Source organism: Mesorhizobium sp. B2-7-3 (assembly GCF_006440715.1).
Classification (GTDB): Bacteria; Pseudomonadota; Alphaproteobacteria; order Rhizobiales; family Rhizobiaceae; genus Mesorhizobium; species Mesorhizobium australicum.
The window spans coordinates 660,656-686,355 of sequence record NZ_VFTY01000002.1; the positions used below are offsets into that span (position 1 = coordinate 660,656).

A 25,700-nucleotide genomic window follows, 5' to 3' on the forward strand; every position below is an offset into this window, starting at 1 on the left:
TCGCCTCGACTAGCCCCTGAGCGCCTTGTAGACGGCAATGCCGGCGGCCAAGTCCTCCAGCGCGGCACCGACCGACTTGAACAGCGTAATCTCGTCCGGGCTGCCGCGACCTTCCTTTTGGCCGCGCGCCAGTTCGTGCAGGTCGGCGACGATGGCTTGTGGTTTCAGCACGCCTGAGGCCAGTGGCTGGACGATGTCGCCGGCTTCCTTGGTGGCGCCGGCGCGGGTGTCGACATAGACGCGGGCGCGCATGACCGCGTCGTCATCGCTTTCGCGCATCGCAGGCGTAAAGCCGCCGACCAGGTCGACATGGGTTCCCGGCCGCAGCAACGTGCCCTTGATCAGTGGCGTGGTGGTGATTGTCGCCGAGGAGACGATGTCGGCTTGGCCAAGCTCGGCATCGAGATCGGTCGCGGCGCTGGCCGCGAAGCCCTCGGCGCGCAGATCGGCCGCGACTTTCTCGGCGTTGGCCGGGGTGCGGTTCCAGATGCGGATGGTCTTGATTGGCCGCACGGCGCTGTGCGCCTTGGCCAGGAAGGGCGACAGCGCGCCGGCGCCGACCACGAGCAGCCGCGAGGCATCGTCGCGGGCGAGATAGGACGCCGCGAGGGCCGAGGCGCACGCCGTGCGCCACTGCGTCAGCCGCTGGCCGTCGATCAGGGCTTCCGGCTCGCCGGTGCTGCCATCGAGCAGGAGATAGAGCCCCATCACGGCGGGCTTGCCGACGGCGTTGTTGTCGGGCGAGACGGTGACGATCTTGACGCCGATATGGCCGCCGGCGGAACGGCCCACGGCGTGAAAATCGGTCCATGCGGGCATCAGCAGCAAGGTCGACGCCGCGCCGTCAGGCCTTTCGACCGTGTGATGATGCCTGACCGGCTGCACCGCGCCCTCGCGAAATGCCGTGCGCAATGTCTCGACCAGTCCAGGAAAGGTCAGCGCACGATCGACCTCAGCGGCCGAAATGGTCAGCATGAAAAGCTCCGTGAAAAGAAACGCCGACCTGCGGCTCAATTGGTCGGCTTCGGCAACGCCGACCCTTGGGCCGGTGCTTGGGCTGATGCCTGCGGCACCGAGGGCGTGCGGCTGACTGCCTGGCGCAGGTTTTCGGCCTCGACACCGCGCTGGCGAGCCAGTTTGCGGTAGTGGCCCTGCTTCACCCATGTCGCCAGGCTGCCGACGACCATGCCGATGGCGAGCGCCAGGAACAGGAAGATGAACAGCGGCAAGGTGAGTGTCAGCTTCGGATTTCCGGGATTGAAGGGGTCCAGCGTGAAGGCGACGAGTTCGCGGTTGGCGACGGCCAAAGCGATCAGGATGATCGCCAGGGGCACGAAGACCACGATGAGCATGAAGCGATTGAGCATGATGTTTTCCGTCGCAAGCGGGCCGATAAGGCCGTCCGGCGCTGACGCGCCTACTTGCCGCCGTTCAGCCTTTCACGCAACTCCTTGCCGGTCTTGAAGAACGGCACCCATTTCTCCTCGACCTCGACGGATTCGCCGGTGCGCGGGTTGCGGCCGGTGCGGGCAGGTCGGTTCTTCACCGAAAAAGCGCCGAAACCGCGCAATTCGACCCGGTTGCCCTCGGCAAGCGCGTCGGTGATTTCATCGAAGATCGCGCCGACGATGTTTTCGACGTCGCGCAGGAAAAGATGCGGATTGCGCGTGGCAATAATCTGCACAAGCTCGGACTTGATCATCAGACGGGTCCCCGTGAAAGCAGTTCGGCCAAAATTATCAGGATGATTTTATTTGCTTTTTTAGCTGTCCCAATGCGTCTCAAGGGTGCCAGACGGAAACGAGACCGTCAAGAAACAAGCGGTCGGCGCCAAGTTCATGGATCACGTCGCCGCCGGAGTCCGGCAGGCCGAGCGCGCCGGCGATCGTGCGTGCCATCGCCTTCGAGAACAGGAAACCGCCGCGCCGTTCCGTGTCCTTCCACTCGACCACCTTGAGCTTGGCATCGACACCCTTGGTCGCCAGCCAGTCGATCGCCACGGACTCGCCGCCGACGGCGTCGATCAGCCCGTTGGCAACACCCTGGCGGCCAGTGAAGATCGAACCGTCGGCCAGCGCCAGCGCCTGTTCGTGGGTCATCTTGCGACGTTCGGCGACGATGCCGACGAACCAGTCGTAGCTGTCCAGAATGAGCTTGCGGACCATGGCGCGCTCGTCGTCATTGGTCGGCTTGAAGGGCGAGGGTGAGGCTTTCAGCGGCGAGGACTTGACCTCCTCCAGCTTGACGCCGAGCTTGTCCATCAGGCCGCTGACGTCGGGATACTGGATCAGCACGCCGATCGAGCCGACGATCGAGGTCTTGCGGGCGACAATATGGTCGGCGGCACTGGCGATCATGTAACCCGCCGACGCGGCGAGCGTGCCGACCTCGGCCACGACAGGCTTGTCGGCGGCCAGCTTGCGCACCTCCTCGTAGATTGATTCCCCGCCGACGGTGGTGCCGCCAGGAGAATCGACCACAAGGATCACGCCTTTTACTTTCGGCGACTGGCGAATAGCCTCCAGCCGCTTGATCAGTTCGTCGTCCTCGGTGATGGTGCCTTCGATCCTGACCTTGGCGATGTGGTCGACGGCGGAGCCGCCGAAATCGTCGCCATAGAACCAGGCCGACACCGCAATCACCCCGAGCGCCACGATGCCGAAGGCCGCGACACGCCAGAAAGTCAGCTTGCGCCGCAAGCGGCGGCGGTCGATCAGGTCGTCGGCTCTCAATGCCATCGTCAGCCTCACAGTCATCGGGAAGAGACGCTTTTAGACCATGATGTCTTGATCGGGAAGCAGTTCCGTCCCGCACACGGCGCGGCAATCCGCGCGCGGCGGTCCGTGTTGTCTGTTTTGTGACTGGCCTGTGCGGGCGACGCAAGGTAAGTGGGAAGAACTTCGGTGGTGAAAAAAGACGCAAGGGCGTCTATTTCTGCTATGAAGCACTGGCTGTTGCGCTGACCCGGTTTCGTTTGTGCACGGCAGCTGTCACATTTTTGCGGTTTTCGTCGGCTTGTGCTTGCGCGAGGGCGCTGGCGTCCCACCTATAGGCGGTGCTCCCGGGGCAGGGTTTTAGAAGAAAGCAGTCATGTTAGCGCGACCGAATGAACCGACCAGCCCGGAGACGGAGTTGGCTCCCCCGGCGGATGACTGGACGCGGGGCGAAGCTTTCGACCGCGCCCAGCGTCATTCACGCCGCGTGCGCGTGCTCAAATTCGCCGTGCCCTTCGCCGCGGCATTGATCGCCGTCGCCTTCCCAGTCTATTCCTACCTCGCCGCGCCCGTCTCCGTCGCGGTGCAGGCCGAAGGCACCGCCTTCTCGAACGGTAAGCTGGTGATGGCCAATCCCAAACTCAATGGTTTCACCAAGCAGAAGCAGCCTTATTCGATGACGGCGCTGCGGGCGATACAGGATGTGAGCACGCAAGGCATCATCGAACTCGAAGGGATCGACGCCAAGGTGCCGATCGCCCCCGACAATGTCGCGGCGATTAAAGCCTCGCGCGGTACCTACGATCGCGACGGCAATACGATGAAGCTGAACAGCGACGTCACCATCAGTACGACCGACGGCCTCCAGGCCAAGTTCAAATCGGTCTTCCTCGACATGGGCAAAGGCACTATGAAGACGGATGATCCGGTCGATGTCAGCCGTGGCGGGTCGCAGATCAGGGCGGATTCGATGTCGGTCCAGGACAATGGCAAGATCCTGGTGTTCGAGAACAAGGTTCGTGTCAACATCGATCCCGCCGTTCTGAAGGCGGCTGAGGCAAAGGGCGAAGAAGCGAATGTGGCTCAATAATTCGACACGGCTTGCGGCCGCAACTTCGGCGCTGTTCCTGCTCAGCCTGGCGCCGTCGCTGGCTCAGTCGGGAGCGGCCAGCCAGGTGTCGGGTCTCAAACTGGCCGGCGACAAGCCGATCCAGATCGAAAGCGACAAGCTGGAAGTCCACCAGGCCGACAGCGTCGCGATCTTCACCGGCAATGTCACCGTCGTCCAGGGGCCGACGCTGATGAAGGCCGGCAAGATGATGGTCTACTACGTCAAGGACCCCAATGCGGGCGCCAAGGGCGCCGAAGCCGCCGGGGCGGCAGCCATGACCGGCTCGGCCAACATCGATCACCTGGAGATCTCCGACAAGGTCTACATCAAGTCGGATCAGCAGGTCGCGACCGGCGATCAGGGCAGTTTCGACATGAAGAGCCAGGTGCTGGTGCTTTCGGGCAAAAAGGTCGTCCTTTCGCAAAACGACAATGTGCTGGTCGGCTGCAAGCTCACCGTGCAGATGAAAACCGGGCTGGCCCAGGTCGATCCATGTGCTGGGCAGCGTGTGCAGATGTCGATCACACCGCCGCCGAAATCGGGAGCGACGAACCCCTGATGGTCAGCCTGTCGTCGCTGACGGCACGTCTTCCGGGACGGGCCGCAGGCAAGCTTTCGGCGCCGGCCACGGTCGACAAGGCGAAGTTCAAGGGAACCTTGATCGCCAAGGGTCTGACCAAGAGCTACAAGGGCCGCAAGGTCGTCAGCGGCGTCACGCTGGGCGTGCGCGCAGGCGAGGCCGTCGGGCTGCTCGGCCCCAACGGCGCCGGCAAGACGACCTGTTTCTACATGGTCACCGGCCTGGTGCCGGTGGATGAAGGCACGATCGAGATCGACGGGTTCGACGTCACCTCGATGCCGATGTATCGTCGCGCGCGCCTCGGCATCGGCTATCTGCCTCAGGAGGCCTCGATCTTTCGCGGCCTCAATGTCGAGCAGAACATCCGCGCCGTGCTCGAAGTGGTCGAAAAGGATCGCAAGATCCGCGAGCGCAACCTCGACGAACTGCTTGAGGAATTTCACATCAGCCATCTGCGCAAGGCGCCATCCATGTCGCTCTCGGGCGGCGAAAGGCGGCGCCTGGAAATCGCGCGCGCGCTGGCGACGCGCCCGGCCTACATGCTGCTCGACGAGCCCTTCGCCGGCATCGATCCGATCGCCGTCGCCGATATTCAGCAATTGGTGCGTCACCTGACGGCGCGCGGCATCGGGGTCCTCATCACCGACCACAATGTGCGTGAGACGCTCGGCCTGATCGACCGCGCCTACATCATCCACGCCGGCCAGGTGCTCACTCATGGCCGCGCCGACGAAGTGGTGGCAAATCCCGACGTGCGGCGGCTTTATCTCGGCGAGGGTTTTACGCTCTGAGCGTGAAATTTGTTTCCTGATACGATTTTTTGCGCGCCGGCGACCTGTTTTCCGCGATTTTGCTCCGGGATAACGCTCCGGTAAGCGGGTTTTGCTAGGCTTTGCCTTGACAAGCAAAAGCCGGGCCAGTTTCTATGGCCGGCCGTGAAATTAATTTCCGGAAGTTGGGGACGCGTAGAGGAGGCGTTTGAAACCGAACCATGGCATTGGCGGCCAAACTACAGCTCCGACAGTCGCAGTCGCTGGTGATGACGCCGCAGCTGATGCAGTCGATTCGGCTGCTGCAGTTCACCCATACCGAGTTAGAGCACTTCATCGATGAGGAGATCGAGCGCAACCCGCTTCTGGAGCGCGCCGAGCCGCAGGATGATGCCGCGAGCGACCAGGCGCAGAAGCTCGACGTAGAGCCGCAAGCGTCCGCCGATGGCGACTGGTTCGAGAACGAGGCGGGATGGAGTGCCGAGGCCATCTCGGAAAAGCTCGATACGTCGCTGGAAAACCTGTTTCCCGACGATCCCGGCACCAGCGAGCGGTTGGGCCCCGACCTGACGGCGCAATGGAAATCGGCTTCGGGCAGTGGAGGCTCCTCGTCCGAGGGGCTCGACGCCGGCGACATGGCTGCGAGCGGGATCACGTTGCGCGACCATGTCGGCGAGCAAGTCGCGCTCGCCTTCATCGATCCCGTCGCGCGGCTGATCGCCGGAGAACTTGCCGATGGGCTCGACGAGACCGGCTATGTCAGGGCCGATCTGGCGGAGATCGCCGCGCGGCTTGGCACCGACGAGATGGCGGTGGGCGAGGTGTTGGCGGTGTGCCAAACCTTCGAGCCGGCCGGCCTGTTTGCCCGCGACCTCGCGGAATGCCTTTCGCTGCAGCTTGCCGTGCGTGACCGTCTCGATCCGGCCATGAAGGCCCTGGTCGCCAATCTCGAACTGCTGGCGCGCCGCGATTTCCAGACGCTGAAGCGGCTCTGCGGCGTCGACGAGGAGGATTTGCTGGACATGCTGGCCGAAATCCGGGCGCTCGACCCGCGGCCGGGCATGGCGTTTTCGGGCGGCGCCAGCGATGCGATCGTCGCCGATGTCGAGGTGCGGGCGGCCAATGACGGTAGCTGGACCGTCGAACTCAATGCCGAAACGCTGCCGCGCGTGCTGGTCGACCACATCTATTTCGCCCAGGTGTCGCCGCACGCGAAGAACCAGGCGGAAAAGGACTTCCTGGCCGAGTGCCTGCAGAACGCCAACTGGCTGACACGGAGCCTCGACCAACGGGCCAAGACGATCCTCAAAGTGGCCTCGGAAATCGTGCGCCAGCAGGACGCCTTCCTGGTCCATGGCGTGCGCCAGCTGAAGCCACTCAACCTGCGCACGGTGGCAGACGCCATCGGCATGCACGAATCGACGGTCAGCCGGGTGACCGCCAACAAATACATGCTCACCCCGCGCGGCGTGTTCGAGCTGCGCTATTTCTTCACGGCCTCGATCGCGGCATCGGGTGGTGGCGATGCGCATTCCTCGGAAGCGGTGCGTGATCGCATCAAGCAAATGATCGACGAGGAGAAGCCCGTCGACGTGCTGTCGGACGATGCTATTGTCGACATGCTCAGGGAAAGCGGCGTCGATATCGCCCGGCGCACGGTCGCCAAGTACCGGGAAGGCATGAATATTCCCTCGTCGGTACAGCGCCGGCGCGAGAAACGGGCGCTCGCCAGCGCCGGCCGCTAGGGGTTCACGATTTCCACAGCTTTCAAGTTTCATTGACAAGCCACGGTGAAGTGGCTAGAAGCCCGCCCGCATGAGACGGGCTTGATGCCCGCTAGCGGATGGTCCGTCACGACAATGACCCGGGACGGTCAAGAAGGCGGCTTGTGATCAACCGGAAAGTTCGGATTTAAATCGGCGCGAGTGACGCCGCAAAGCTTGTGCGCACGGATCACGAGTATAAACTCGGGCGAGTTTGAAGCCTGAGCAAGGAAGGTCAGTTTTCAGATGAATCTGCGCATTTCGGGAAAGCACATGGATATCGGCGATGCGTTCCGTACACGCATCAACGATCGTGTCGGTGAAGCGATCGGCAAATATTTCGATCGCGGCTTCGCGGGGCATGTCACCGTCATCAAATCGGGCTCGCGCTATTCCGCGGATTGCATGATCCGGCTGGATTCCGGCGCCTCGCTGCAGGCCACCGGCGACGCCCAGGACCCGACACTCGCCTTCGAGGCCGCGGCCGATCGGTTGGAGACCCGGCTCCGGCGTTACAAGCGCCGTCTGAAATCGCACAATTCAGGCAATGGCAACGGCGAGTTGACCGACATCGCTTACACGGTGATGGCACCGCTTGCCGATGACGATGAGGAAATCCCGGAGGATTTCGCACCGGCCATCGTCGCCGAATCGACCATGACGTTGAAGACCATGTCGGTGGCCTCGGCCGTCATCGAACTCGATACCAAGGACAGTCCCGTGCTTGTTTTCCGCAATGCCGGAACCGACCATCTCAACATCGTCTATCGCCGGCCCGACGGAAACATCGGCTGGATCGATCCGTCCACGACCAAAGTCGCACAGGGATAAAAGCCAGCCGCACGAGGGGTGGGGACTGGCGCGGCAGGCGAACAAGGATTTTCAAGCATGGATCTGAGCGATCTTATCAGCGTTCCGGCGATTTTGCCGGCGTTGAAGGCGAACTCCAAGAAGCAGCTACTGCAATTGCTGTCCGAGCGGGCAGCGACGATTTCGGGCATTCCGGAACGGGAGGTGTTCGACACCATCCTGCAGCGCGAGCGCCTGGGCTCGACCGGCGTCGGCAACGGCATCGCCATCCCGCACGGCAAGCTCGCCGGCGTGAAGCGCATCGCCGGCGTTTTCGCCCGGCTGGAGACGCCGGTCGATTTCGAATCGCTGGATGACCAGCCGGTCGATCTCGTGTTCCTGCTGCTGGCGCCCGAAGGGGCGGGTGCCGATCATCTCAAGGCACTGTCGCGCATTGCGCGCGTGCTGCGCGACGCCGACACCGTGGCCAAGGTCAGGGGCACGCGCGACGCCGCGGCCATCCATGCGCTTTTGTCGGACACGCAGGCCTCGCACGCGGCCTGAAGCCATCTTTAAATATTGCACCAAGGGCCGCCATGAGCGGCCCTTTTCAGTTCAGCCAACCAATTGTCTTTAATGAATGGCGACGGTGGTCAGGTCGTTTTCCATGGCGCCGGCCAGCGCGCGGTCACGCGCGTCGGAAAGCAGGATCGGCTGGCCATTGGCCCCAAACAGGGCCCACAGCTCCATGCCGGGCGCGATTTCACCGATGTTGGGGAAGCGGCCGAGCAGTTCGTCGCTCGAGACCTTGCGCAGATAGGCGACAGAGCCTTCGCCGAGATGGGCGAATTCGCCGCTGGTCATGGTGATGGTTTCGTCAGTTCTGGTCATTTCAAGCCTCCTTGGCGCGAGGACGCCGCTCAAGGCCATCCCGCATGAGAGCCATCGGTAAAGATCAGTCTTTCACCGATATGTTTATTTTCCGTACCAGCCGTTCCGACTCCGGCCGATCAAGGTCGATCGACAAAAGGCCGTTCTTCAGCTCCGCCGCGATCACACGCATGCCGTCGGCCAGCACGAAGCAGCGCTGGAACTGGCGTGCGGCAATGCCGCGATGAAGGAATTCGCGCTCGGTATCGTCGGTCTGGCGACCGCGCACGACCAACTGGTTTTCCTCCGTTGTCACATCGAGATCGCTTTCTGCGAACCCGGCGACGGCGAGTGTAATGCGCAGCCTTTCGGTCTTGCCGTCGGCACCGCTCAGGCGCTCGATGTTGTAGGGAGGGTAGCTGTCACCGGACTTCGCCAGACGCTCCAGGGTCTTTTCCATGGCGTCGAAACCCAGGAGAAGCGGGCTGGAGAAAGGCGTCATTCGGCTCATGTTACACTGTCCTCTCAAGAGCGACATAAACTGGAAAAACCCAAATGGCATTTTTCCCGATGGTCTTGATATGGTCCGCCCCGCGACCAAGTTCAAGCCACCAAAAGACCCGCCCAAGGAGACCATGTCGCGGACCCACGGAAATAGTCCAGGATCAGGTCGTGGACTCACAGGAATAATCGACATGGCGCTTGAATCGACGCGCGGATGCAAGGAGAAGCGCGCAGGCCGGAACCGTCCCCCGTCAAGCGGTTCAGCAGCTTTGCAGCCGGTTGGCGTCTTTCGGGCGCAGGACCGGCCCGGTGAGCTGATGGCCAGCCAAACAAGGAATTGAAATGCCCCAACCACGCAAGATCATCATCGACACCGATCCCGGCCAGGACGACGCCATCGCCATTCTGCTGGCGCTTGGCAGTCCTGAACTGGACATCGTCGGCATATCGGCCGTCGCCGGCAACGTGCCGCTGAAGCTCACCGAAAAGAACGCCCGCAAGATCTGCGAACTGGCCGGCCGGCCCGAAATCAAGGTCTACGCCGGCGCCATCCGTCCGTTGGCGCGCGAACTGGTCACGGCCGAGGAGGTCCATGGCAAGACCGGCTTGAACGGACCGGATTTGCCCGAACCGACAATGAAGCTGCAGGACCAGTATGCCGTCGATTTCATCGTCGAGACGCTGATGAAGGAAGAGAGCGGCACCATCACGCTCTGCCCGCTCGGACCGCTCACCAATGTTGCGCTGGCGCTGATCCGAGAGCCCCGGATTGCGCCGCGCATCAAGGAAATCGTGCTGATGGGCGGTGGCTTCTTCGAGGGCGGCAACGTCACGCCCACGGCCGAATTCAACATCTATGTCGATCCGCATGCCGCCGACGTCGTCTTCCGGTCCGGCATCCCGATCGTGATGATGCCGCTCGATGTCACCCACAAGGCGCTGACCACGTCCAAGCGCATCGAGGCGTTCCGCAAGCTCGGCACCAAGGTCGGCATCGCCGCCGCCGAGATGTTGGAATTCTTCGAGCGCTATGACGAAGGCAAATACGGCACGGATGGAGGGCCGCTGCACGACCCCTGCGTCATCGCCTATCTCCTGAAGCCCGACCTGTTCAAAGGCCGCCATTGCAACGTCACCGTGGAAACCGCCTCCGAACTGACCATGGGCATGACCGTGGTCGACTGGTGGGGGGTCACCTCCAGGGAAAAGAACGCCATGGTGATGCGCGACATCGACCACGATGGTTTCTTCGCGCTGCTGGTGGAGAGGCTGGGGCGGCTTTAGGCAGCCCTCCTTCAACAACCGACACGAAGCAGGAGCATGCGATCCCTGAGACGAGGTTGACCTGGGTTATTCCGCAAACCGATAGAAGACAAAGCCGTTGTCACGGGTGATACGCTCAAGTCTGACATGGGAGCCGATCAGGCGCGGTTTATCGGCGTCAACGAAAACGAGGGCATTGTTCTCCAGGAACAATCCATATTGGGACGTACTGGTCCGGTGCCAGTAAACGCCTTCGATCGTAGCGTCGATTGGATCAACAGACCGGATTGGGATTGCGTCATTCACCCACCTGTTTTGGGCCGGCATGACCATTGTCGCAAACAAACCGCCGAAGAGGATCACGCCAGGCGCGTTCCTTTTCCAATCAGAATAAGTCCAAGACATAGACATGAACCCCCGGCGTCAAATCATGTGGGCCAGAAGTCTGACTTTCAATCAGCACCGTTCGACGCAGGTCGATATAATCTCAGCTGTGCGGTACCGTAGCTAGGTGCCGTCCAGACCACGGCTAGTGCGCTTACTTCGCCTTCGAAAACGCCAGCCACAGGCCGCCGCCGACCATGAAGCTGCCGCTGATCCGCGACAGGAGCTTGATGCGGCTGGCCGACAGCATGCGCCCGGCGCGGCCGGCGGCGAGCGCATAGGTCGAGTCCGACATGGCGGCGAAGATCATGGCGGTCAGGCCCATGATGACGATCTGCAGTGGGTAGTTGCCGGCGGGAGAGATGAACTGCGGAAAGAAGGCGCCGAAGAAGATCAGCGTCTTTGGATTGCTCAGCGCCACGGCCAAGCCCTGCAGGAAGAAGCCGCCGCGTGGTTTGCGGGCGGTTCCGTCGGCGTTCAGCGTGCCCTTCGAGCGGAACATCTGCACGCCCATCCAGATCAGGTAGGCCGCGCCGATCAGCCTGACCCACTCGAACCAGTGGCCCATGCCCGAAATCAGCGTGTTGAGGCCGATGCCGACGATGGCGATCATGACTGCAAGGCCGGCTTGCGTGCCGACGACGTTGGCGAGGCCGGCGCGGGAGCCGTGGCGGATGCTGTTGGCGATGATCAGGGTCACCGTCGGCCCAGGCACCAGGATGATCACGATGCAGGCAAGAACATAGGCGGCGTAGAGTTCCAGCGACATGATTTTCCTCGCAATGCCGCCATCGCGGCCTAGCATGCAACAATCAATGCATGACGGCGAGGACGACGCAAGCCGGCGCGCCGGTCTGGCTCAGGCTCCGGCGGGCCAGGGCAGCGTCGTCTCATAGGCAGCCGCAGCCTTCAGCACGGCGAGGTCGCCGCGTGGCCTGCCGACCAGCTGCATGCCCATCGGCCGGCCCCTGTCGTCGAAGCCGACGGGAACATTGACCGCCGGGCAACCGCCCAGGGTGGCGAAGGCCGAAACCTGCATCCAGCGATGATAGCTGTCCATTGCCCGCCCCCCGACCTCGCGCGGCCAATGGGTGCCGACATCGAACGGAAAGACCTGCGCAGTCGGCAGCGCGATGAGGTCGAAGCGGTCGAAGATCGACAGCAGCGTGCGGTACCAGGAGGTTCGGACGACCGAGGCCGCGCGTATCTGCGGCGCCGTCAGCCGCATCGCGTTTTCCACTTCCCATACGGCTTCCGGCTTCAGCAGGCCACGCCTGGCGGGGTCGTCATAGTGTACTTTCAGGGCGCAGCCGCTGCTGGCCTGGCGCAGCGTCACGAAGGCCTGCCAGAGTGTCTCGAAATCGAAATCCGGTCGCAAGGGCTCGGTCAGGAAAGATACATCCGTGAACCGTGCGAGTGCTGCCTCGCATAAGTCGAGGATGCCGGGCTCGATCGGCAGATGGCCGCCGAGATCGCCGAGCCAGGCGATACGGCCACCGGTCGCCGCCGTCGCCAGGCCTTCGAGGAAGGAGCCTTGCTTCTCATAGGAGAGAGGCGCCTGCGGATGGTAGCCGGCCTGCACGTCGAGCAAGAGCGCCATGTCGGCGACGTTGCGGCCCATCGGCCCCTCGACGCCCATCTGCGCCTGGAAGACCTCGAAGTCGGGACCGCTGGGCACGAGCCCCTGTGACGGCCGGAAACCGTAGACGTTGTTCCAGGCCGCCGGGTTGCGCAGCGAGCCGCCGAAGTCGCTGCCATCGGCGATGGGCACCATGTCCAACGCCAGCGCCACCGCCGCTCCGCCGCTCGAGCCGCCGGCGGTCAGCGCCGGATCGAAAGCGTTCAGCGTCGGCCCGAAAACATTGTTGTAGGTGTTGGAGCCGAGCCCGAATTCGGGAACGTTGGTCTTGCCGATGATGATGGCGCCGGCGTCGCGGATGCGTTCGACGAAGAAATCGTCTTCCCGCGGCACGAAATCGGCGAAGATCGGCGAGCCGAACGAGGTCCTGAGGCCGGTGGTCGAGGCAAGGTCCTTGATGGCGATGGGTAGGCCAAAGAGCGCGCCGGTGTCATCGGTCCGGCTGATATCGGCGGCATCGGCCTCGCGCAGTATGTCGGCACGGTCGCGCAACGAGACGATGGCGTTGACCAGCGGGTTGACCGCATCGATGCGATCGAGGAACGCCGTCACCACCTCGCGCACGGAGAGCTTCTTCCGGCGGATCGCACCGGCAAGTTCGACAGCTGACAGGCGGCAGATGTCGCCGGCCGCCGGTACGGCATGCTTCGTGCGGGGACGCATCATTTCAACCGGCCTCTTGCAGCGCCTGGTCGACATCCTTGGCCAGTGGGATCGCCGGTTGGGCGCCGGGCTTAAGGCAAGCCAGCGAGCCGGCGGCGCCGGCACGCGCCAATGCCTGTTCGAGCGTGAGGCCCGACGACAGGCCGGCGGCGAAATAGCCGCAGAAAGTGTCGCCGGCCCCGACCGTGTCGACCGGCGTGATCTGCAAAGCAGGGACGGTCAGGAATTCGCTTGGCGTTGCCGCCATCACGCCGTCGCCACCGAGCGTGACGACGATGATGCGTCCAGTCTTGCTGGCATAGTCGCGCATGCGCGCTGCACGATCGCGGCCTTTCAGGGCAAGGGCTTCGCCATAGAGGTCGAATTCGGTTTCGTTCGCGACCGCATAGTCGGCCTTGCCGAGGAAGGCGGCTGCCCCGCCATGGAAAGGGGCCGTGTTGAGGACAGTGATCGCGCCGGCCACCCTTGCCTGGTCGAGGGCCGCATCGACCGTCGCGAGCGGAATCTCGTGCTGCAGCAGCACGACGTCGCCCTTTGTCAGAAAAGCCTTGGAGAGGTCGCCGGGCACCACGGAAGCGTTGGCGCCGGGCACCACGGCGATAATGTTTTCGCCGTCATCGCCGACCATGATCAGCGCCGTGCCGGTCGAGGCAAAGGTCTCTCCCACGCCCGACAGGTCGACCTTGGCCTCGCGCAGCAAAGCCAGTGCCTCGGGGGCGAAATTGTCCTTGCCAACGGCGCCGACCATGCGCACCTGAGCGCCGGCACGCGCGGCGGCGAGTGCCTGGTTGGCGCCCTTGCCGCCGGGGGCCGTCGTGAAGCTGGAACCGCTCACCGTCTCACCGGGGCTCGGCAAGCGGTCGACACTGGCGATAAGGTCGAGGTTGATCGAACCGACTACGATAATCAAGAAATGCCTCCTGCTGATGCGCGGAAGCTATCCTGCCAAGCCGTTCGATGCCAGACCACGCGAATGGTCCAGCGTGATTTGCCGCGTCATTCACAAAGCACAGTGACGATGCCCTGATAGTTGCCGGCGGGAAAGATACCGCTCGACTTGGTGGCGGTGAGGTCGATCTGCATGGCGTGGGTGCCATTGGCGACCCTTTGCGGCACGCCCCCATTATTGTCGACCCCCGAGCCATCGAGGCGGAAGACCGAGGCGAAGGTCACGTTGGTGCCGCCGCCGCTCGGCGCGGACGAGAATGCGGCAGGCGCCGATGCTGAAACCGAATAGCAGTCCAGCAAATTGAGCAGCGAGCACAGCAGGGAACTTGCCACCACGGTGGCGCTGGCGCTTGATCCGCCTGCCTGCTTGGAGCCCAGTATGCCGATGGCCGGATTTGCGGTCATCGTGCCCGATGCCCCGACCATGATGCTGCAGGTGCCGATGATCGCGGCCTGCGCCGGAAGGCAGCAGCCGGCGAGCGCGGCCATCGCGAGCAGCGCGCTGCTATTTCTTCTTCTTTTTCTTGCCATCGCCGCTTCCGGTTCTGATGCTCCAGCCTTCGTTGGCCCATCCGGGTGACGCGGCCACGGGCGTGGGAGCGCTGGCGGCCACGCTCGCGGTCGGCCCGTCCCCGCCCAGGCCCATCTTGAGGAGCTTCAGCTCCAGCTGCAGGCGCTCGACCTCAAGCTCGTAGAGGCGGCTGCAATCGACGCGCTTCGGCGTACGCCCGATCGGAATCACCACGCGGCCGTAGGTGGCGACGTCGTTGTTCGCCTGATTGTTGCCTCTGATGACGCCCAGGTCGAGATAGGCACCGGTGCCCGATACGGCGGACCGGCAGGTGGTTCCGTCGGAAGCGTGGACCTCATCCTGCCCTTGGGGCAAGGTCACGCCGGGCAAGTTGAAGCCGCTCTCATTCTGATTGAGGTTGTAGACATCCTCGGCCAGAACCGGCGAGATCCCTGCCCAGGTTGCCGCAAACGCGACTGTCAGGACTTGCGGTGCCCAAAAAACTTTCCGCATATCTGTGCCCTTATCTGCGTCTGTTGATTGGGAAAGGGGATGCTCTCGGTACAGATACGCACTTTACGCTCGGCAGCGCCGCCGAAGGGCACGACCACAAGGACAGGACGGGAAGCCTGCGAGCCCAGTTGGAAAACGCTCGGAGAGATCTTGGCATCCACTGGCTGAAAATTCTGATCGTAGACGTGGATTTCGACCTTGATCTTCTGGCCGTAGGGATTGGCGGGAAACACGCGGACCGCGAAGGCGTCGGTGAAACTGTTGACCTCACCCCGCATCGGCGACATCGACTGGGCGTTGGCGGCAATGGCCGGCAGGCCGACGGCCAGCGCCGTCGCCAGGATTCGTGCATGTTTCAAGGACCCCTCCTTCGCGAAGGCTATTCGCAGCGCAGTGTTACCGTTGCCTGATAGTTTCCGGTGGCGAAGCGGTTGCTGCCGCCCTTGGTGCCAGCGAGATGGACCGAGACAAGGTCGGCGCCGGGGACAGCGAGGGCGGTGGCGGCCCCCGTTTCAGCGGTCGTGTGGGCGCCGCTGGCCGAATAGGTCGGTGTCCAGGTGGTGGCGGTGCTGTCGGCGGCGGGCACGGTGGTGAGGGTCACCGGATCGACGCTAAGTGAAACACCTCCGGTGGTGGTGAGCGTGACTGTTCCAGCCGAACCGCCGCTGTTGTGGGAGCTCAGCGACTGAAGGTCGGCGCTCACCGTCATGGTGCCGTTGGTGCCGACGACAAGCGTACAGGTCGCGGTGACCGTGCCATTGAAGATGACATTCTGCGTTGTGGCCATCGCCGCGTGGTCCAGGCACGTGACCAGCAAGGCTGCACCAAACACGGTGCGGAACAACTTCATCGAGATTCTCCTATTAAGTCGGATCGCCCGAATTAATATGGGTCATCATCGCTTTATCGTGGTTAATTTAGCGTAAACTTAAATAAGATGTCGAAATAACGCTCGTGAAGAAACCGGCGGTTGTCCACGGTTGTATCCAGAAGTTCCAAAATCAAGCGCAATAATACTGCGTATTTCCAAATACTCATATATTTTCTGTGGCAGAAAGCAAAAATCGACATTTCACGACGAAATCTGCCCCGCCTCCCAGCCGAGGATGGCGCGCTTGCGGGTCAGGCCCCAGTGATAGCCGGTGAGATCGCCTGATTTGCCGATGGCGCGGTGGCAAGGCACCACGAAGGAGAGCGGGTTGGCGCCGTTGGCGGCGCCGACCGCGCGGCTGGCGCTCGGCGCACCGATGCTGGCCGCGATCGAGGAATAGGTACGGGCCTTGCCCATCGGAATCTGGAGCAGCGCCTCCCAGACGCGGACTTGGAAGTCGGTCCCGATCATGACGACATGAAGCGGCTGATCGGCGCGCCACAGCGTCGGCTCGAAGATGCGCGCGGCATAGGGCCCCGTCGCTTCCCTGTCCTCGATATAGAGCGCGTTCGGCCAGCGGCCTGACATATCGGCAAAAGCGGTGCGTTCCTCGCCTGCGTCGCAGAAGGCGAGGCCGGCAAGCCCGCGGTCGGTGGCCATGATCAGGGCAGTGCCGAACGGGGAGGTGTGATAGCCGTAGCGGATGGTGAGGCCGGCGCCGCGCGTCTTGTAGTCGCCCGGTGACATCGCCTCATGGGTGACGAACAGGTCGTGCAGCCGGCCGGGGCCGGACATGCCCAGTTCGAAGGAGGTTTCGAGCAGAGGCATGCCGGAATCGAGCAGCCTGCGCGCATGATCCAGCGTCACCGCCTGCAGGAAAGCCTTGGGCGACAGGCCGGCCCAGCGGGTGAAGAGTTTTTGCAAGCCGGTCGGCGTCTCGCCGACCTCCTCGGCCAGTTCTTCCAGCGATGGCTGGTCGCGATAGTCGAGACTGATCTTTTCGATGGCGCGGCGTACGATTTCGTAGTCGCTGCCCTCAGGCGTGATGTCCTTCTTGAGGACTGCCGTGTGTGTGCTCATGGACTGTCTCCTTGGGCTGGAATATCGCCCCTCGGGGCGCCGATCGCCACCCGAAACCTGCCTTCTTGCAGCACTTGCCCAGATTCGAGCCAGGGAGCCGCTGATGGCTGGCGAAAAAGTCCATCTGACAGGGGCAAAAGAGAGCTTGCTCATGACACTCTACGGCAAGGCTTTCCCAACGGAAATTTCCTGGAATTGCTTTTAGCGCGCCTTGGCGGTCGCCAGCGCGCGCGAGAAGGCGGTGGCGAAGCTCTCGCGCGAATCGGGGTCGAGGAAGCCGCCGATCGGCACGTTCTGGCCTTGTGCCTCCACGGTCATTCTGATGATGCCGATCTCGGCGTGCCGGGCGATCGAAAACCGTACCCAGAACGGATTGAAGCGATGCGCTTCCGACTTTCCCGAGGGGGCCGTCTTGCGAATGTCGAGGCTGGTGCGTGAGACCGACACTTCCTCGCGGGCGCGTGCAGCCCGGTAATTGACGCGGAAGGCGATGTAGACGGCCACCACGTCGAGGCCGAAGAAGCCGAACACCGGCCAGGCACCGCGCGACAGGAAAAACGCACCCGTCACCAACCAGCCGAACATCAGTGCGCCCATCAGGATCAGGAAGCCCGTCCTGCCCAGCGACCGGTGCGGGGTCAGCAATGCATGAAAGAAGGGCTCGTCAGCCTGAAACGAGGCGTTTGTGTCACTCATGGCAGACTATTATAGGAGGGAAATGGCGCGTCCCAAGTCCAATGAGTCTTCCATGCCCGAAAAAGAGCTGCCGGCCGGACGCCGTGATGGCTCCAATGCCAAGCCGTGCCCTCGGCCGGCGCGGCGTGCGTCCCGCTACAGCCCGGCTGAAGTGCATGAGATTTTCCGGCGTTTTTCGGTGCAGCGGCCGGAGCCGAGGGGCGAACTCGAACACGTCAATGCCTTCACGCTGCTGGTGGCGGTGGTGCTTTCGGCGCAAGCGACCGATGCCGGTGTCAACAAGGCAACGCGGGCTCTGTTCAAGGTTGCGGACACGCCGCAAAAGATGCTGGCGCTCGGTGAAACCAAGGTCGGCGACCATATCAGGACCATCGGTCTCTGGCGCAACAAGGCCAAGAACGTCATCGCCCTATCGCAGGCGCTGATCCGCGACCATGGCGGCGAGGTGCCGGATGACCGCGATGAACTGGTCAATTTGCCCGGTGTCGGGCGCAAGACCGCCAATGTCGTGCTCAACATGGCCTTCGGCCAGCATACGATGGCGGTCGACACGCATATCTTGCGCATCGGCAACCGGCTTGGCCTGGCGCCCGGCAAGACGCCGGAACAGGTAGAGCAGGGATTGTTGAAGATCATCCCGGACGAATATATGCGCCATGCGCATCACTGGCTGATCCTGCACGGACGCTATGTCTGCAAGGCGCGCAAGCCGGATTGCCCGGCCTGCGTCATTGCCGATATTTGCAAGGCAGAGGTGAAGACGACCAGCATTCCGGCGCCCCTGGTGCCGATCGCCCCGCTTGAAACTGTCGCCGCCGAAGATCAGGCGCCGTAGCCGCGCGCCATCGCCGCCGCGAACACCGGGATCAGGCTCGGCCGGACTATCAGAAGAACGACTATCTCGGCTGGATCGGCCGCGCCAAGCGTCCGGACACCAGGCGAAAGCGGCTCGACCAGATGCTGGATGAATTGCAGTGTGGCGGTGTCTACATGAATATGGTTTGGCACGGCTGAAGTTCTGCTTCGATTACTAGGCCTTCCCTGGATGATGGCGCGTATCCCCCTGGCCCTTGCCCCGCACCAGCGATTTGCTAAGCGCTGAGGATCAGCGAGGCATATCGTCATGAAAAATCCGCACGGTGTTCCGGTCATCGAGACCCAGCGAACCATTCTAAGGGCGCACCAACTGAAGGATTTCGACGCCTATACCGCCATGTGGGCCGACCCCGTCGTCACCCGTTTCATCGGCGGCAAGCCGCGCACGCGTGAGGAAAGCTGGATGCGCTTCCTGCGCCATGCCGGCCTGTGGTCGCTGCTTGGCTACGGCTTCTGGGCCATCGAGGAGAAAGCGACCGGCCGTTTCATCGGTGAGGCCGGGTTCCACGATCTGAAGCGCGACATGGAGCCGTCGATCGAAGGCATTCCCGAGGCGGGGTGGGCGCTCGCACCGGCCGCGCACGGCGCCGGTCTTGCCACGGAGATCGTCAGGCGCGTGCATGGCTGGGGCGACGAGACGTTCGGAGGTGCCAGAACCGTCTGCATCATCGATCCCGAAAATTCGGCTTCGCTGAACGTCGCCAGGAAGTGCGGCTATATCGAGCTGACGCAGACCCTCTATCATGATGCGCCGACCATGCTGCTGGAGCGGCTGCCCTGAGGGGTGTCAGGCGAGGCGAGGGCGCCGACAATCACCCGGCCAGGCGCTACAAACGCGCAATCCGGACGGAAAACCGCTGCACACCTTGACCTGCCGCAGCCGGCCTTGGGGGCAGCTTCCCTACATGGGCGGCGAACGGAGGTTGGAGGCCTTTCCGACGCCATCACCGCGGGAGCTAGGGCAAAGCCGCCGTCGCGAGGCTCGCCTGCTCCAGCATGGAGGCATCCTCGCCGAAGGCGCGAGTGGCGCGGGCCGCCGCCTCGAGCAGCGGGCGCTTCATGCGCTCAAGGAAGGCAGCGTCGACGCGCGTGCTTGGACCAGCCAGCGTCAAGGCGCCAAGCAGCGCGTGTCCCGGCCCGAAAACCGGCGCCGAGACGCCTGCCGTTTCGGGGTCGCGGTCACCCACAGCGAGACAATTGCACGTTTTGCGGATGGTTTCGTAGGGTTCGCCCTGCTGTCCCGAAAACGCCGCCAGCACGCGCCCGCCCGAACCAGCCAGCAGAGGCAATACGTCGCCTTCGCGTATCGTGTAGCGGATCGGATGCTTGGATTCGACCCGGTAAAGACAGGTGCGCACGTCTCCCGAGCGGACGTAGAAGGCAACACTCTCCCAACTTCGTTCGGAGAGATCGCGCATGATCGGCAACAGGATGTCCACCGCCACCACCGAACGCTGGTAAAGCGCGCCCAGCCGAAAGGCGGCGGGTCCGACGCGATAGCGCCCATCGTCCAGGCGCTCGAGCAGTTGCCCGCGCAACAGCGAATTGGCGAGCCGCAGGATCGTGCTTTTGTAAAGACCGGTGCGCATCGCGATTTCAGCAAGACTTAGCGAGCGGTCGGCCGTGCTGAAGGCATCCAGGATGGCGATCGCCCGGTCGAGTGCCGCAACACCTTCGACGGAGGTACGCCGGATTTCCGCATCAGCCGAGTTGCCTGGTAAGTCCATTGCGGTTCCCAATTCGGTGAAGCCCGAGCGGAACCACTCTGTCGCGCCACCGGACCGTTCTGTCCAGTAGAATGTCGTTCCTGTTGACGGAACAAGGTAAAATCTGCTTGAACTTGATCACGGGTCTGTGAACAGGCGCGTTTTGGCAGGCACCGGAGGAGGTGTCGTGATCTGGAGGAATCCCATGCTGAACAGACGCAGATTTTTGATGAGTACGGCGGCGGCTGGCGCGGCCGGGCTGGTGGCATCGCATTTCTCACCCGCCTTCGCCGAAGGTGCGCCTCAAGTCCAGATCTTCGTGCCGGCGGCGCCCGGCGGCGGCTGGGACCAGACGGCGCGCACGATGGATCAGGTGCTGCGCGGCGAGAAGCTCATCTCCGGCTCGCAGATCACCAATGTCGGTGGTGCCGGCGGAACGGTAGGGTTGCCGCAGTTCATCAATCAGTGGAGCGGCAAAGGCAATGCGCTCATGGTCGCGGGCATGGTCATGGTGGGCGCCATCATCGCCAACAAGGCGGCCAACAACCTGACCCAAGTCACGCCCATCGCCCGTCTCACCGGAGAGTTCGAGGCGCTGGTGGTGCCGGCGGACTCGCCGTTCAAGACGGCCGCCGATTTCGTCGCGGCACTGAAGGCCGATCCGACGAAGGTTCCTGTCGCGGGCGGCTCGGCCGGTGGCTCCGACCACATCCTGTTCGGCCTGATCGCCAAGACGGTCGGCGTTCCGGCTCCCAGCCTCTCCTATGTACCGTTCGCGGGCGGCGGCGAAGCTCTGTCGGCATTGCTCGGCAACCAGGTGGCGGCCGGCATTTCCGGCTTCGGCGAGTTCTCCGAGCAAGTCAAGGCGGGCGCGCTCAGGCTGCTCGCCATTTCGGCCGACAAGCGCCAGGACGGCATCGACGCGCCGACGCTCAAGGAAGCCGGTATCGATGTGGAACTGTTCAACTGGCGCGGCGTCTTCGCGCCGCCCGGCATTTCCGACGCCGACAAGGCGGCCATGATCACGCTGGTCGAAGCCATGGCCAAGAGCGATGCATGGGCGACCGAATGCAAGAACCGCAACTGGACGTCCATCCTGCTCACCGGCGACGACTATGCCAAATTCGTCACTGAGGATTCGGCTCGCATCGAGGCCATCCTCAAGGATCTCGGTCTCGCCTGATTTCCCCAAGGGGGCGGCTCGTGCCGCCTCCTCCTTTTCTCGACGCATCGATCGCATGCGGCCATGCAGCGTGAAGGTACGACGAAGCCGGCTGCTGGAGGCGGCTGTTTTGGCCACCAGATCGTGGCCATCCATAGCGGGGAGGACATTCATGAGCACCACCGACCAGCAGGCAGTGCCGCCGCGACTTGCCGTACCGGAATTGTTGATCGGCGTCGGCCTCCTGGCCTGCGCCGGGGCCGTCGCCTGGCAGACGCTGGCGATCCCGGTCTCGCCGCTCTATTCCAAGGTTGGTCCGACCGTCTTTCCCTATCTGACCATGGTCGGCCTGATTGTGCTTTCCCTGCTGCTCATCCTCGCCGCGCTTCGCGGCGGCTGGCAGCCGGAGGAGGAAAAGGAAACGCCGACCGACTGGAAGGCGATGGGCTTCGTCGTCATCGGTCTGCTGGCCAATCTTGTGCTCATCCAGCCGCTCGGTTTCACCGCCGCGTCGGTCATCATGTTCGTTCTCGTCTGCTACGGCTTCGGCAGCAGGCATACGCTGCGCGATGTGCTCACCGGCCTGGTGCTGGCGCTGGCTGCTTATTTCGGCTTTGCCAAGGCGCTCGGCGTCAACATCGGCGCTGGTGTCGTCGAGAACCAGCTGAACATGGTGATCGACGCGTTCACCAGCACGCTGGGAGGCTGACGCCATGGATACGCTCGGCCATCTCGCACACGGTTTCGCGGTCGCTTTCAGCCCGACCAATCTTTTGTGGTGCCTGCTCGGCACGACGCTTGGCACCGCCATCGGCGTGCTGCCTGGCCTTGGGCCAGCACTGACCATCGCGCTGCTCTTGCCGATCACCTATCAGGTGGCGCCGGAGGCGTCCTTCATCCTGTTCGCCGGTATCTATTACGGCGCCATGTATGGCGGCTCGACGACGTCGATCCTTCTCAACACGCCCGGCGAGAGCGCAACCATCGTGACGGCGCTGGAAGGCAACAAGATGGCCCGCTCCGGCCGCGGCGGCGCAGCACTCGCCACCTCGGCGATCGGCTCTTTCGTCGCCGGCACACTCGGCACGCTGGGCGTCGCCTTCCTGGCGCCTATAGTGGTCAAGTTCGCGCTGGCCTTCGGCCCGGCGGAGTATTTCTCGCTGATGGTGCTGGCATTCATCACTGTTTCGGCGGTGCTTGGGTCGTCGTCTGTGCGAGGCCTGACCAGCCTGTTTGCCGGCTTTGTAATCGGGATGATCGGCGTCGATCTGCAGACGGGCCAGCCGCGCTTTACTTTCGGCATGACCGAATTGCTCGACGGCGTCGACGTCATCATCGCCGCCGTCGGCCTGTTCGCGGTTGGCGAGACGCTCTACATGGCCTCGCGCCGCTATGCCGGCAAAGACGAGATCGTGCCGCTGAAAGGCTCGCTCTACATGACGGCGGCCGAATGGGGGCGTTCGTGGAAGGCCTGGCTGCGGGGAGCGGCGATCGGCTTTCCGATCGGCGCCATGCCGGCCGGCGGCGCCGAGATCCCGACCTTCCTGTCCTATGCCATCGAAAAGAAACTGTCGAAGCACAAGCAGGAGTTCGGTACGGTCGGCGCCATCGAAGGCGTTGCAGGGCCGGAAGCCGCCAACAACGCGTCCGCCGCCGGCGTGCTGGTGCCGATGCTGACGCTTGGGCTGCCGACCTCGGCGACGGCGGCGATCATGCTGTCGGCCTTCCAGAGCTACGGCATCAACCCGGGGCCGTTGCTCCTGACGACACAGGCCGACCTTGTCTGGGGCCTGATCGCCAGCCTGTTCATCGCCAATGTCATCCTGGTTATCCTCAACCTGCCGCTGATCGGCCTGTGGGTGCGGCTGCTGAAAATTCCCGCGCCGCAGCTTTATGCCGGGATCCTGGTGTTCGCCACTGTTGGTACCTATGGCATCTCGCAGTCGCCGATCGATCTCGTCATCCTCTATCTCCTGGGCGCCGCGGGCTTCCTGATGCGGCGGTTCGATTTTCCGACCGCGCCCGTCATCATCGGCATGATCCTGGGACCGCTCGCCGAAACCCAGTTCCGCCGGGCGATGACCATCTCGAACGGCGACTGGTCGGTGTTCTACAAGCATCCGTTGTCGCTGACCCTGCTGACGCTCGCCTTCATCGGCCTGGTCGGGCCGCATGTCTGGGCCTTCATCGAAAACCGGCGGCGGCGCGGTCCCGAACATGTGCCGGGCGATGCCTGAGCGATCTGAAAAGATATGACAGACTTGCTTTCCGGTATCCGCGTCCTCGACCTGACCAATGTGCTCGCCGGGCCTTACTGTGCCTATCAGCTGGCCTTGCTGGGAGCCGACGTGATCAAGGTCGAGGGGCCGCAAGGCGGCGATCTGGCGCGCCAGCTCGGCGGCTCTCCAAAGCTCAACAATGCCGGCATGGGCGCATCCTTCCTGGCCCAGAACGCCGGCAAACGATCGGTCATGCTCGACCTCAAGAAGGACACGGATCGCGGGCGCTTCCTGGACCTGGTCGCCAGCGCCGATGCGCTGGTGGAGAATTTTCGGCCCGGCGTGATGAAACGCCTCGGGCTTGACTACGAGATGCTGAGGGCGGTCCGCCCGGGCCTCGTCTATTGCGCGATATCGGGTTTCGGGCAGAGCGGGCCGATGCGCGACAACCCGGCCTATGACCAGATCATCCAGGGTCTTTCCGGGATCATGAGCATAACCGGCACGCCGGAAACCGCGCCGCTGCGCGTCGGCTATCCCGTCGCCGATACGCTGGGGGGCTTGGTCGGCGCGTTCTCGATCGCCGCGGCGCTGGTCAGGCAGAAGACATCGGGCGAGGGCGCGTTCCTCGACGTGTCGATGCTCGAATGCACGCTTTCCGCGCTTGGCTGGCCTGTTTCCAATTACCTGACGGCAGGGGTCGATCCCAAGCCGATGGGCAATGAGAACATGACGGCGGCTCCCTCCGGCGCCTTCCGCACCGGCGACGGGCTCATCAACATCGCCGCCAACAAGCAGGAGCAGTTCGTGACGCTGTGCCGGCTGATCGGACGGCCGGAACTGGCGTCGGACCCGCGCTTTGCCGAGCGCGAGACCCGCAAGCAGAACCGTGCCGCGCTCAAGGTCGAGATCGAGGATGCTCTGGCAAGCGATCCGGCGGCAATTTGGGAAGAGACGCTCAACCGAGCCGGCGTGCCGGCGGGCCGGGTACTGACGATCCCGCAAGTGCTGACCGAACCACAAGTGCTCGAACGCCAGGTGACGGCTCGTTTCGAGGATGTGGCTGGCATGGATGGGCCGCTGACCGTCCTGCGCGGCGGGTTCATGGTAGACGGTACGGCACCGTTGCCGACGCGGCCGCCGCCTGTGCTGGGCGAGCACATGGACGAGGTGTTCGCCGGCCTGCCGCCGCGCGCCAAGGCAAAGGCCCTGACATGAGCGGCGTGGAGAAGAAAACAGGCCGCGCGCGCGGCGAGGAATGGTGGCAGACCGGCATCATCGAGATGAGCCCCGGTGTGATCCGGCTGCGCGGCTACGAGATCCAGGACCTGATCGGCCGCGTCAGCTTCCCGGCTGTCATCTGGCTGATGCTGCGTGGCGAATTGCCCAGCGAAGACGAGGCGGCACTGCTCGGCATTGCCTTGGGAGCGGCCGTCGACCACGGGCCACAGGCGCCGTCGATCGCCATCGCCCGCATGGCGGCCACCTGTGGCGTCGGCATCAACAGCGCCATGGCCTCGGCCATCAACGTGCTGGGCGACGTGCATGGTGGCGCCGGCGAGCAGGCGCTTTCCTTCTATGGCGATATTGCCGTGGCGCTTGATGGCGGCATGGGCCTCAACGAAGCGGTTTCGACACGTCTCGACCGGTTCTTCGGGCAGGAGAAGGGCTATGTGCCGGGGCTTGGCCATCGCTTCCATCCTGTCGATCCGCGCGCGCCGCGCCTGCTGGAACTGGTCAGAGATTTTGCCGCGCGTGGCGTGGTCAACGGCCGCTTTGCCGACATTGCCGAGGCGATCGAGGCCGACGTCGCGCGGCGCAAGGGCAAAAAAATCCCGCTCAACATCGATGGCGCCACCGCCGTCATCTATGGCGAGCTCGGCTTTCCGCCGCCGCTGACGCGCGGACTCTTCGTGCTGTCGCGTTCCGTCGGCATCCTGGCGCATGCCTGGGAGCAATCTCAGCAGTCCGAGCGCAACAAGGGGCCGCTGCCGCGCGAATGGCTGTGGGCCTATAGCGGCCCGCCGGCACGGCCGCTTCCTGAAGATGAGGGCGCGGACAATTGAGG

General features: G+C 63.5%; 32 protein-coding genes. 15 read left to right on the forward strand and 17 right to left on the reverse strand.

Annotation, left to right across the window (positions count from 1 at the left end; genetic code table 11):
* Positions 1 to 9 precede the first annotated feature (9 nt).
* The 4 genes from FJW04_RS07195 to sppA form a co-directional block, all read right to left on the reverse strand.
* Entirely contained in the window at positions 10 to 975 is a 966-nt protein-coding gene (locus FJW04_RS07195; protein WP_140713204.1) for an ornithine cyclodeaminase family protein, read from the reverse strand.
* 35 nt (positions 976 to 1,010) lie between these two features.
* Entirely contained in the window at positions 1,011 to 1,367 is a 357-nt protein-coding gene (locus FJW04_RS07200; protein WP_015315713.1) for a hypothetical protein, read from the reverse strand.
* Positions 1,368 to 1,417: 50 nt separating this feature from the next.
* The gene (locus FJW04_RS07205) at positions 1,418 to 1,702 is read right to left on the reverse strand and encodes an integration host factor subunit beta (protein ID WP_006200394.1); all 285 of its coding nucleotides are present in this window, start codon (positions 1,700 to 1,702) and stop codon (positions 1,418 to 1,420) included.
* A 79-nt stretch (positions 1,703 to 1,781) separates the two neighbouring features.
* Complete coding sequence (gene sppA / locus FJW04_RS07210) at positions 1,782 to 2,738, reverse strand: signal peptide peptidase SppA (protein ID WP_140713206.1); 957 nt, start codon at positions 2,736 to 2,738, stop codon at positions 1,782 to 1,784.
* A 352-nt stretch (positions 2,739 to 3,090) separates the two neighbouring features.
* Between sppA and lptC the strand changes: the two genes are divergently transcribed.
* From lptC to ptsN, 6 genes are all read left to right on the forward strand, one after another.
* Entirely contained in the window at positions 3,091 to 3,804 is a 714-nt protein-coding gene (lptC, locus tag FJW04_RS07215) for an LPS export ABC transporter periplasmic protein LptC (protein ID WP_140713208.1), read from the forward strand.
* Positions 3,791 to 4,384, forward strand: a complete 594-nt coding sequence (locus tag FJW04_RS07220; protein WP_015315716.1) for an LptA/OstA family protein — start codon at positions 3,791 to 3,793, stop codon at positions 4,382 to 4,384. Before lptC ends, FJW04_RS07220 begins: the two co-directional genes overlap by 14 nt.
* Entirely contained in the window at positions 4,384 to 5,196 is an 813-nt protein-coding gene (gene lptB, locus FJW04_RS07225) for an LPS export ABC transporter ATP-binding protein (protein WP_140713210.1), read from the forward strand. Before FJW04_RS07220 ends, lptB begins: the two co-directional genes overlap by 1 nt.
* A gap of 200 nt (positions 5,197 to 5,396) precedes the next feature.
* Complete coding sequence (gene rpoN / locus FJW04_RS07230) at positions 5,397 to 6,920, forward strand: RNA polymerase factor sigma-54 (RefSeq protein ID WP_140713212.1); 1,524 nt, start codon at positions 5,397 to 5,399, stop codon at positions 6,918 to 6,920.
* Positions 6,921 to 7,184: 264 nt separating this feature from the next.
* Positions 7,185 to 7,769, forward strand: a complete 585-nt coding sequence (gene raiA, locus FJW04_RS07235) for a ribosome-associated translation inhibitor RaiA (RefSeq protein WP_015315719.1) — start codon at positions 7,185 to 7,187, stop codon at positions 7,767 to 7,769.
* A gap of 57 nt (positions 7,770 to 7,826) precedes the next feature.
* The gene (ptsN, locus tag FJW04_RS07240; protein WP_015315720.1) at positions 7,827 to 8,291 is read left to right on the forward strand and encodes a PTS IIA-like nitrogen regulatory protein PtsN; all 465 of its coding nucleotides are present in this window, start codon (positions 7,827 to 7,829) and stop codon (positions 8,289 to 8,291) included.
* Positions 8,292 to 8,360: 69 nt separating this feature from the next.
* On the opposite strand, the gene FJW04_RS07245 is transcribed toward ptsN, so the two are convergent.
* Both FJW04_RS07245 and FJW04_RS07250 read right to left on the reverse strand, forming a co-directional pair.
* Positions 8,361 to 8,618 (reverse strand): DUF1150 family protein, encoded by a 258-nt coding sequence (locus FJW04_RS07245; RefSeq protein ID WP_015315721.1) that lies wholly within the window; start codon positions 8,616 to 8,618, stop codon positions 8,361 to 8,363.
* Positions 8,619 to 8,682: 64 nt separating this feature from the next.
* Positions 8,683 to 9,108 carry an Hsp20 family protein gene (locus FJW04_RS07250; RefSeq protein WP_023760739.1) on the reverse strand — a complete coding sequence of 142 codons (426 nt, stop codon included), beginning with the start codon at positions 9,106 to 9,108 and terminating at the stop codon, positions 8,683 to 8,685.
* Positions 9,109 to 9,443: 335 nt separating this feature from the next.
* Between FJW04_RS07250 and FJW04_RS07255 the strand changes: the two genes are divergently transcribed.
* Positions 9,444 to 10,385 (forward strand): nucleoside hydrolase, encoded by a 942-nt coding sequence (locus FJW04_RS07255; protein ID WP_140713214.1) that lies wholly within the window; start codon positions 9,444 to 9,446, stop codon positions 10,383 to 10,385.
* A 66-nt stretch (positions 10,386 to 10,451) separates the two neighbouring features.
* On the opposite strand, the gene FJW04_RS07260 is transcribed toward FJW04_RS07255, so the two are convergent.
* The 10 genes from FJW04_RS07260 to FJW04_RS07305 form a co-directional block, all read right to left on the reverse strand.
* Positions 10,452 to 10,727, reverse strand: a complete 276-nt coding sequence (locus FJW04_RS07260; RefSeq protein ID WP_246673752.1) for a hypothetical protein — start codon at positions 10,725 to 10,727, stop codon at positions 10,452 to 10,454.
* Between the two features lie 175 nt (positions 10,728 to 10,902).
* A complete protein-coding gene (locus FJW04_RS07265; protein ID WP_015315723.1) occupies positions 10,903 to 11,517 on the reverse strand; it encodes a LysE family translocator in 615 nt (204 codons plus the stop codon).
* Between the two features lie 90 nt (positions 11,518 to 11,607).
* Positions 11,608 to 13,053 (reverse strand): amidase, encoded by a 1,446-nt coding sequence (locus tag FJW04_RS07270; RefSeq protein ID WP_140713218.1) that lies wholly within the window; start codon positions 13,051 to 13,053, stop codon positions 11,608 to 11,610.
* A 1-nt stretch (position 13,054) separates the two neighbouring features.
* Positions 13,055 to 13,960, reverse strand: a complete 906-nt coding sequence (locus FJW04_RS07275; RefSeq protein ID WP_140713220.1) for a ribokinase — start codon at positions 13,958 to 13,960, stop codon at positions 13,055 to 13,057.
* Between the two features lie 86 nt (positions 13,961 to 14,046).
* Positions 14,047 to 14,529 carry a hypothetical protein gene (locus FJW04_RS07280; protein WP_140713223.1) on the reverse strand — a complete coding sequence of 161 codons (483 nt, stop codon included), beginning with the start codon at positions 14,527 to 14,529 and terminating at the stop codon, positions 14,047 to 14,049.
* On the reverse strand, positions 14,504 to 15,022 hold the full coding sequence (locus tag FJW04_RS07285) for a hypothetical protein (protein ID WP_015315727.1): 519 nt from the start codon (positions 15,020 to 15,022) through the stop codon (positions 14,504 to 14,506). The genes FJW04_RS07280 and FJW04_RS07285 overlap by 26 nt, the downstream gene beginning before the upstream one ends.
* Positions 14,989 to 15,381: a hypothetical protein gene (locus FJW04_RS07290; protein WP_140661715.1), complete on the reverse strand. Its 393-nt coding sequence runs from the start codon at positions 15,379 to 15,381 to the stop codon at positions 14,989 to 14,991. Before FJW04_RS07290 ends, FJW04_RS07285 begins: the two co-directional genes overlap by 34 nt.
* 20 nt (positions 15,382 to 15,401) lie before the next feature.
* Positions 15,402 to 15,872, reverse strand: coding sequence for a hypothetical protein (locus FJW04_RS07295; RefSeq protein ID WP_015315729.1), 471 nt, complete (start codon positions 15,870 to 15,872; stop codon positions 15,402 to 15,404).
* A gap of 222 nt (positions 15,873 to 16,094) precedes the next feature.
* Entirely contained in the window at positions 16,095 to 16,973 is an 879-nt protein-coding gene (locus FJW04_RS07300) for a bifunctional helix-turn-helix domain-containing protein/methylated-DNA--[protein]-cysteine S-methyltransferase (protein WP_140713225.1), read from the reverse strand.
* Between the two features lie 201 nt (positions 16,974 to 17,174).
* The gene (locus FJW04_RS07305) at positions 17,175 to 17,669 is read right to left on the reverse strand and encodes a DUF2244 domain-containing protein (RefSeq protein WP_140713227.1); all 495 of its coding nucleotides are present in this window, start codon (positions 17,667 to 17,669) and stop codon (positions 17,175 to 17,177) included.
* 22 nt (positions 17,670 to 17,691) lie between these two features.
* On the opposite strand from FJW04_RS07305, the gene nth reads away from it, so the two are divergent.
* The 3 genes from nth to FJW04_RS07320 all read left to right on the forward strand — a co-directional run bounded on the left by nth (position 17,692) and on the right by FJW04_RS07320 (position 19,326).
* On the forward strand, positions 17,692 to 18,504 hold the full coding sequence (gene nth, locus FJW04_RS07310; protein WP_140713229.1) for an endonuclease III: 813 nt from the start codon (positions 17,692 to 17,694) through the stop codon (positions 18,502 to 18,504).
* 74 nt (positions 18,505 to 18,578) lie between these two features.
* Positions 18,579 to 18,683: a YdeI/OmpD-associated family protein gene (locus FJW04_RS07315; RefSeq protein WP_140619009.1), complete on the forward strand. Its 105-nt coding sequence runs from the start codon at positions 18,579 to 18,581 to the stop codon at positions 18,681 to 18,683.
* Positions 18,684 to 18,792: 109 nt separating this feature from the next.
* Positions 18,793 to 19,326 (forward strand): GNAT family N-acetyltransferase, encoded by a 534-nt coding sequence (locus FJW04_RS07320; protein ID WP_140713231.1) that lies wholly within the window; start codon positions 18,793 to 18,795, stop codon positions 19,324 to 19,326.
* A 175-nt stretch (positions 19,327 to 19,501) separates the two neighbouring features.
* On the opposite strand, the gene FJW04_RS07325 is transcribed toward FJW04_RS07320, so the two are convergent.
* A complete protein-coding gene (locus FJW04_RS07325) occupies positions 19,502 to 20,272 on the reverse strand; it encodes an IclR family transcriptional regulator (RefSeq protein ID WP_140618848.1) in 771 nt (256 codons plus the stop codon).
* 184 nt (positions 20,273 to 20,456) lie between these two features.
* Here FJW04_RS07325 and FJW04_RS07330 point away from each other — a divergent pair, with 184 nt between their 5' ends.
* The 5 genes from FJW04_RS07330 to FJW04_RS07350 all read left to right on the forward strand — a co-directional run bounded on the left by FJW04_RS07330 (position 20,457) and on the right by FJW04_RS07350 (position 25,698).
* Positions 20,457 to 21,434, forward strand: a complete 978-nt coding sequence (locus tag FJW04_RS07330) for a tripartite tricarboxylate transporter substrate-binding protein (protein ID WP_015315736.1) — start codon at positions 20,457 to 20,459, stop codon at positions 21,432 to 21,434.
* Positions 21,435 to 21,585: 151 nt separating this feature from the next.
* Positions 21,586 to 22,122: a tripartite tricarboxylate transporter TctB family protein gene (locus FJW04_RS07335; protein WP_015315737.1), complete on the forward strand. Its 537-nt coding sequence runs from the start codon at positions 21,586 to 21,588 to the stop codon at positions 22,120 to 22,122.
* Between the two features lie 4 nt (positions 22,123 to 22,126).
* Positions 22,127 to 23,650 carry a tripartite tricarboxylate transporter permease gene (locus FJW04_RS07340; protein ID WP_140618847.1) on the forward strand — a complete coding sequence of 508 codons (1,524 nt, stop codon included), beginning with the start codon at positions 22,127 to 22,129 and terminating at the stop codon, positions 23,648 to 23,650.
* Between the two features lie 15 nt (positions 23,651 to 23,665).
* Positions 23,666 to 24,850, forward strand: coding sequence for a CoA transferase (locus tag FJW04_RS07345; RefSeq protein ID WP_140713233.1), 1,185 nt, complete (start codon positions 23,666 to 23,668; stop codon positions 24,848 to 24,850).
* Positions 24,847 to 25,698 (forward strand): citryl-CoA lyase, encoded by an 852-nt coding sequence (locus FJW04_RS07350; RefSeq protein ID WP_140618843.1) that lies wholly within the window; start codon positions 24,847 to 24,849, stop codon positions 25,696 to 25,698. The genes FJW04_RS07345 and FJW04_RS07350 overlap by 4 nt, the downstream gene beginning before the upstream one ends.
* Positions 25,699 to 25,700: the final 2 nt, after the last annotated feature.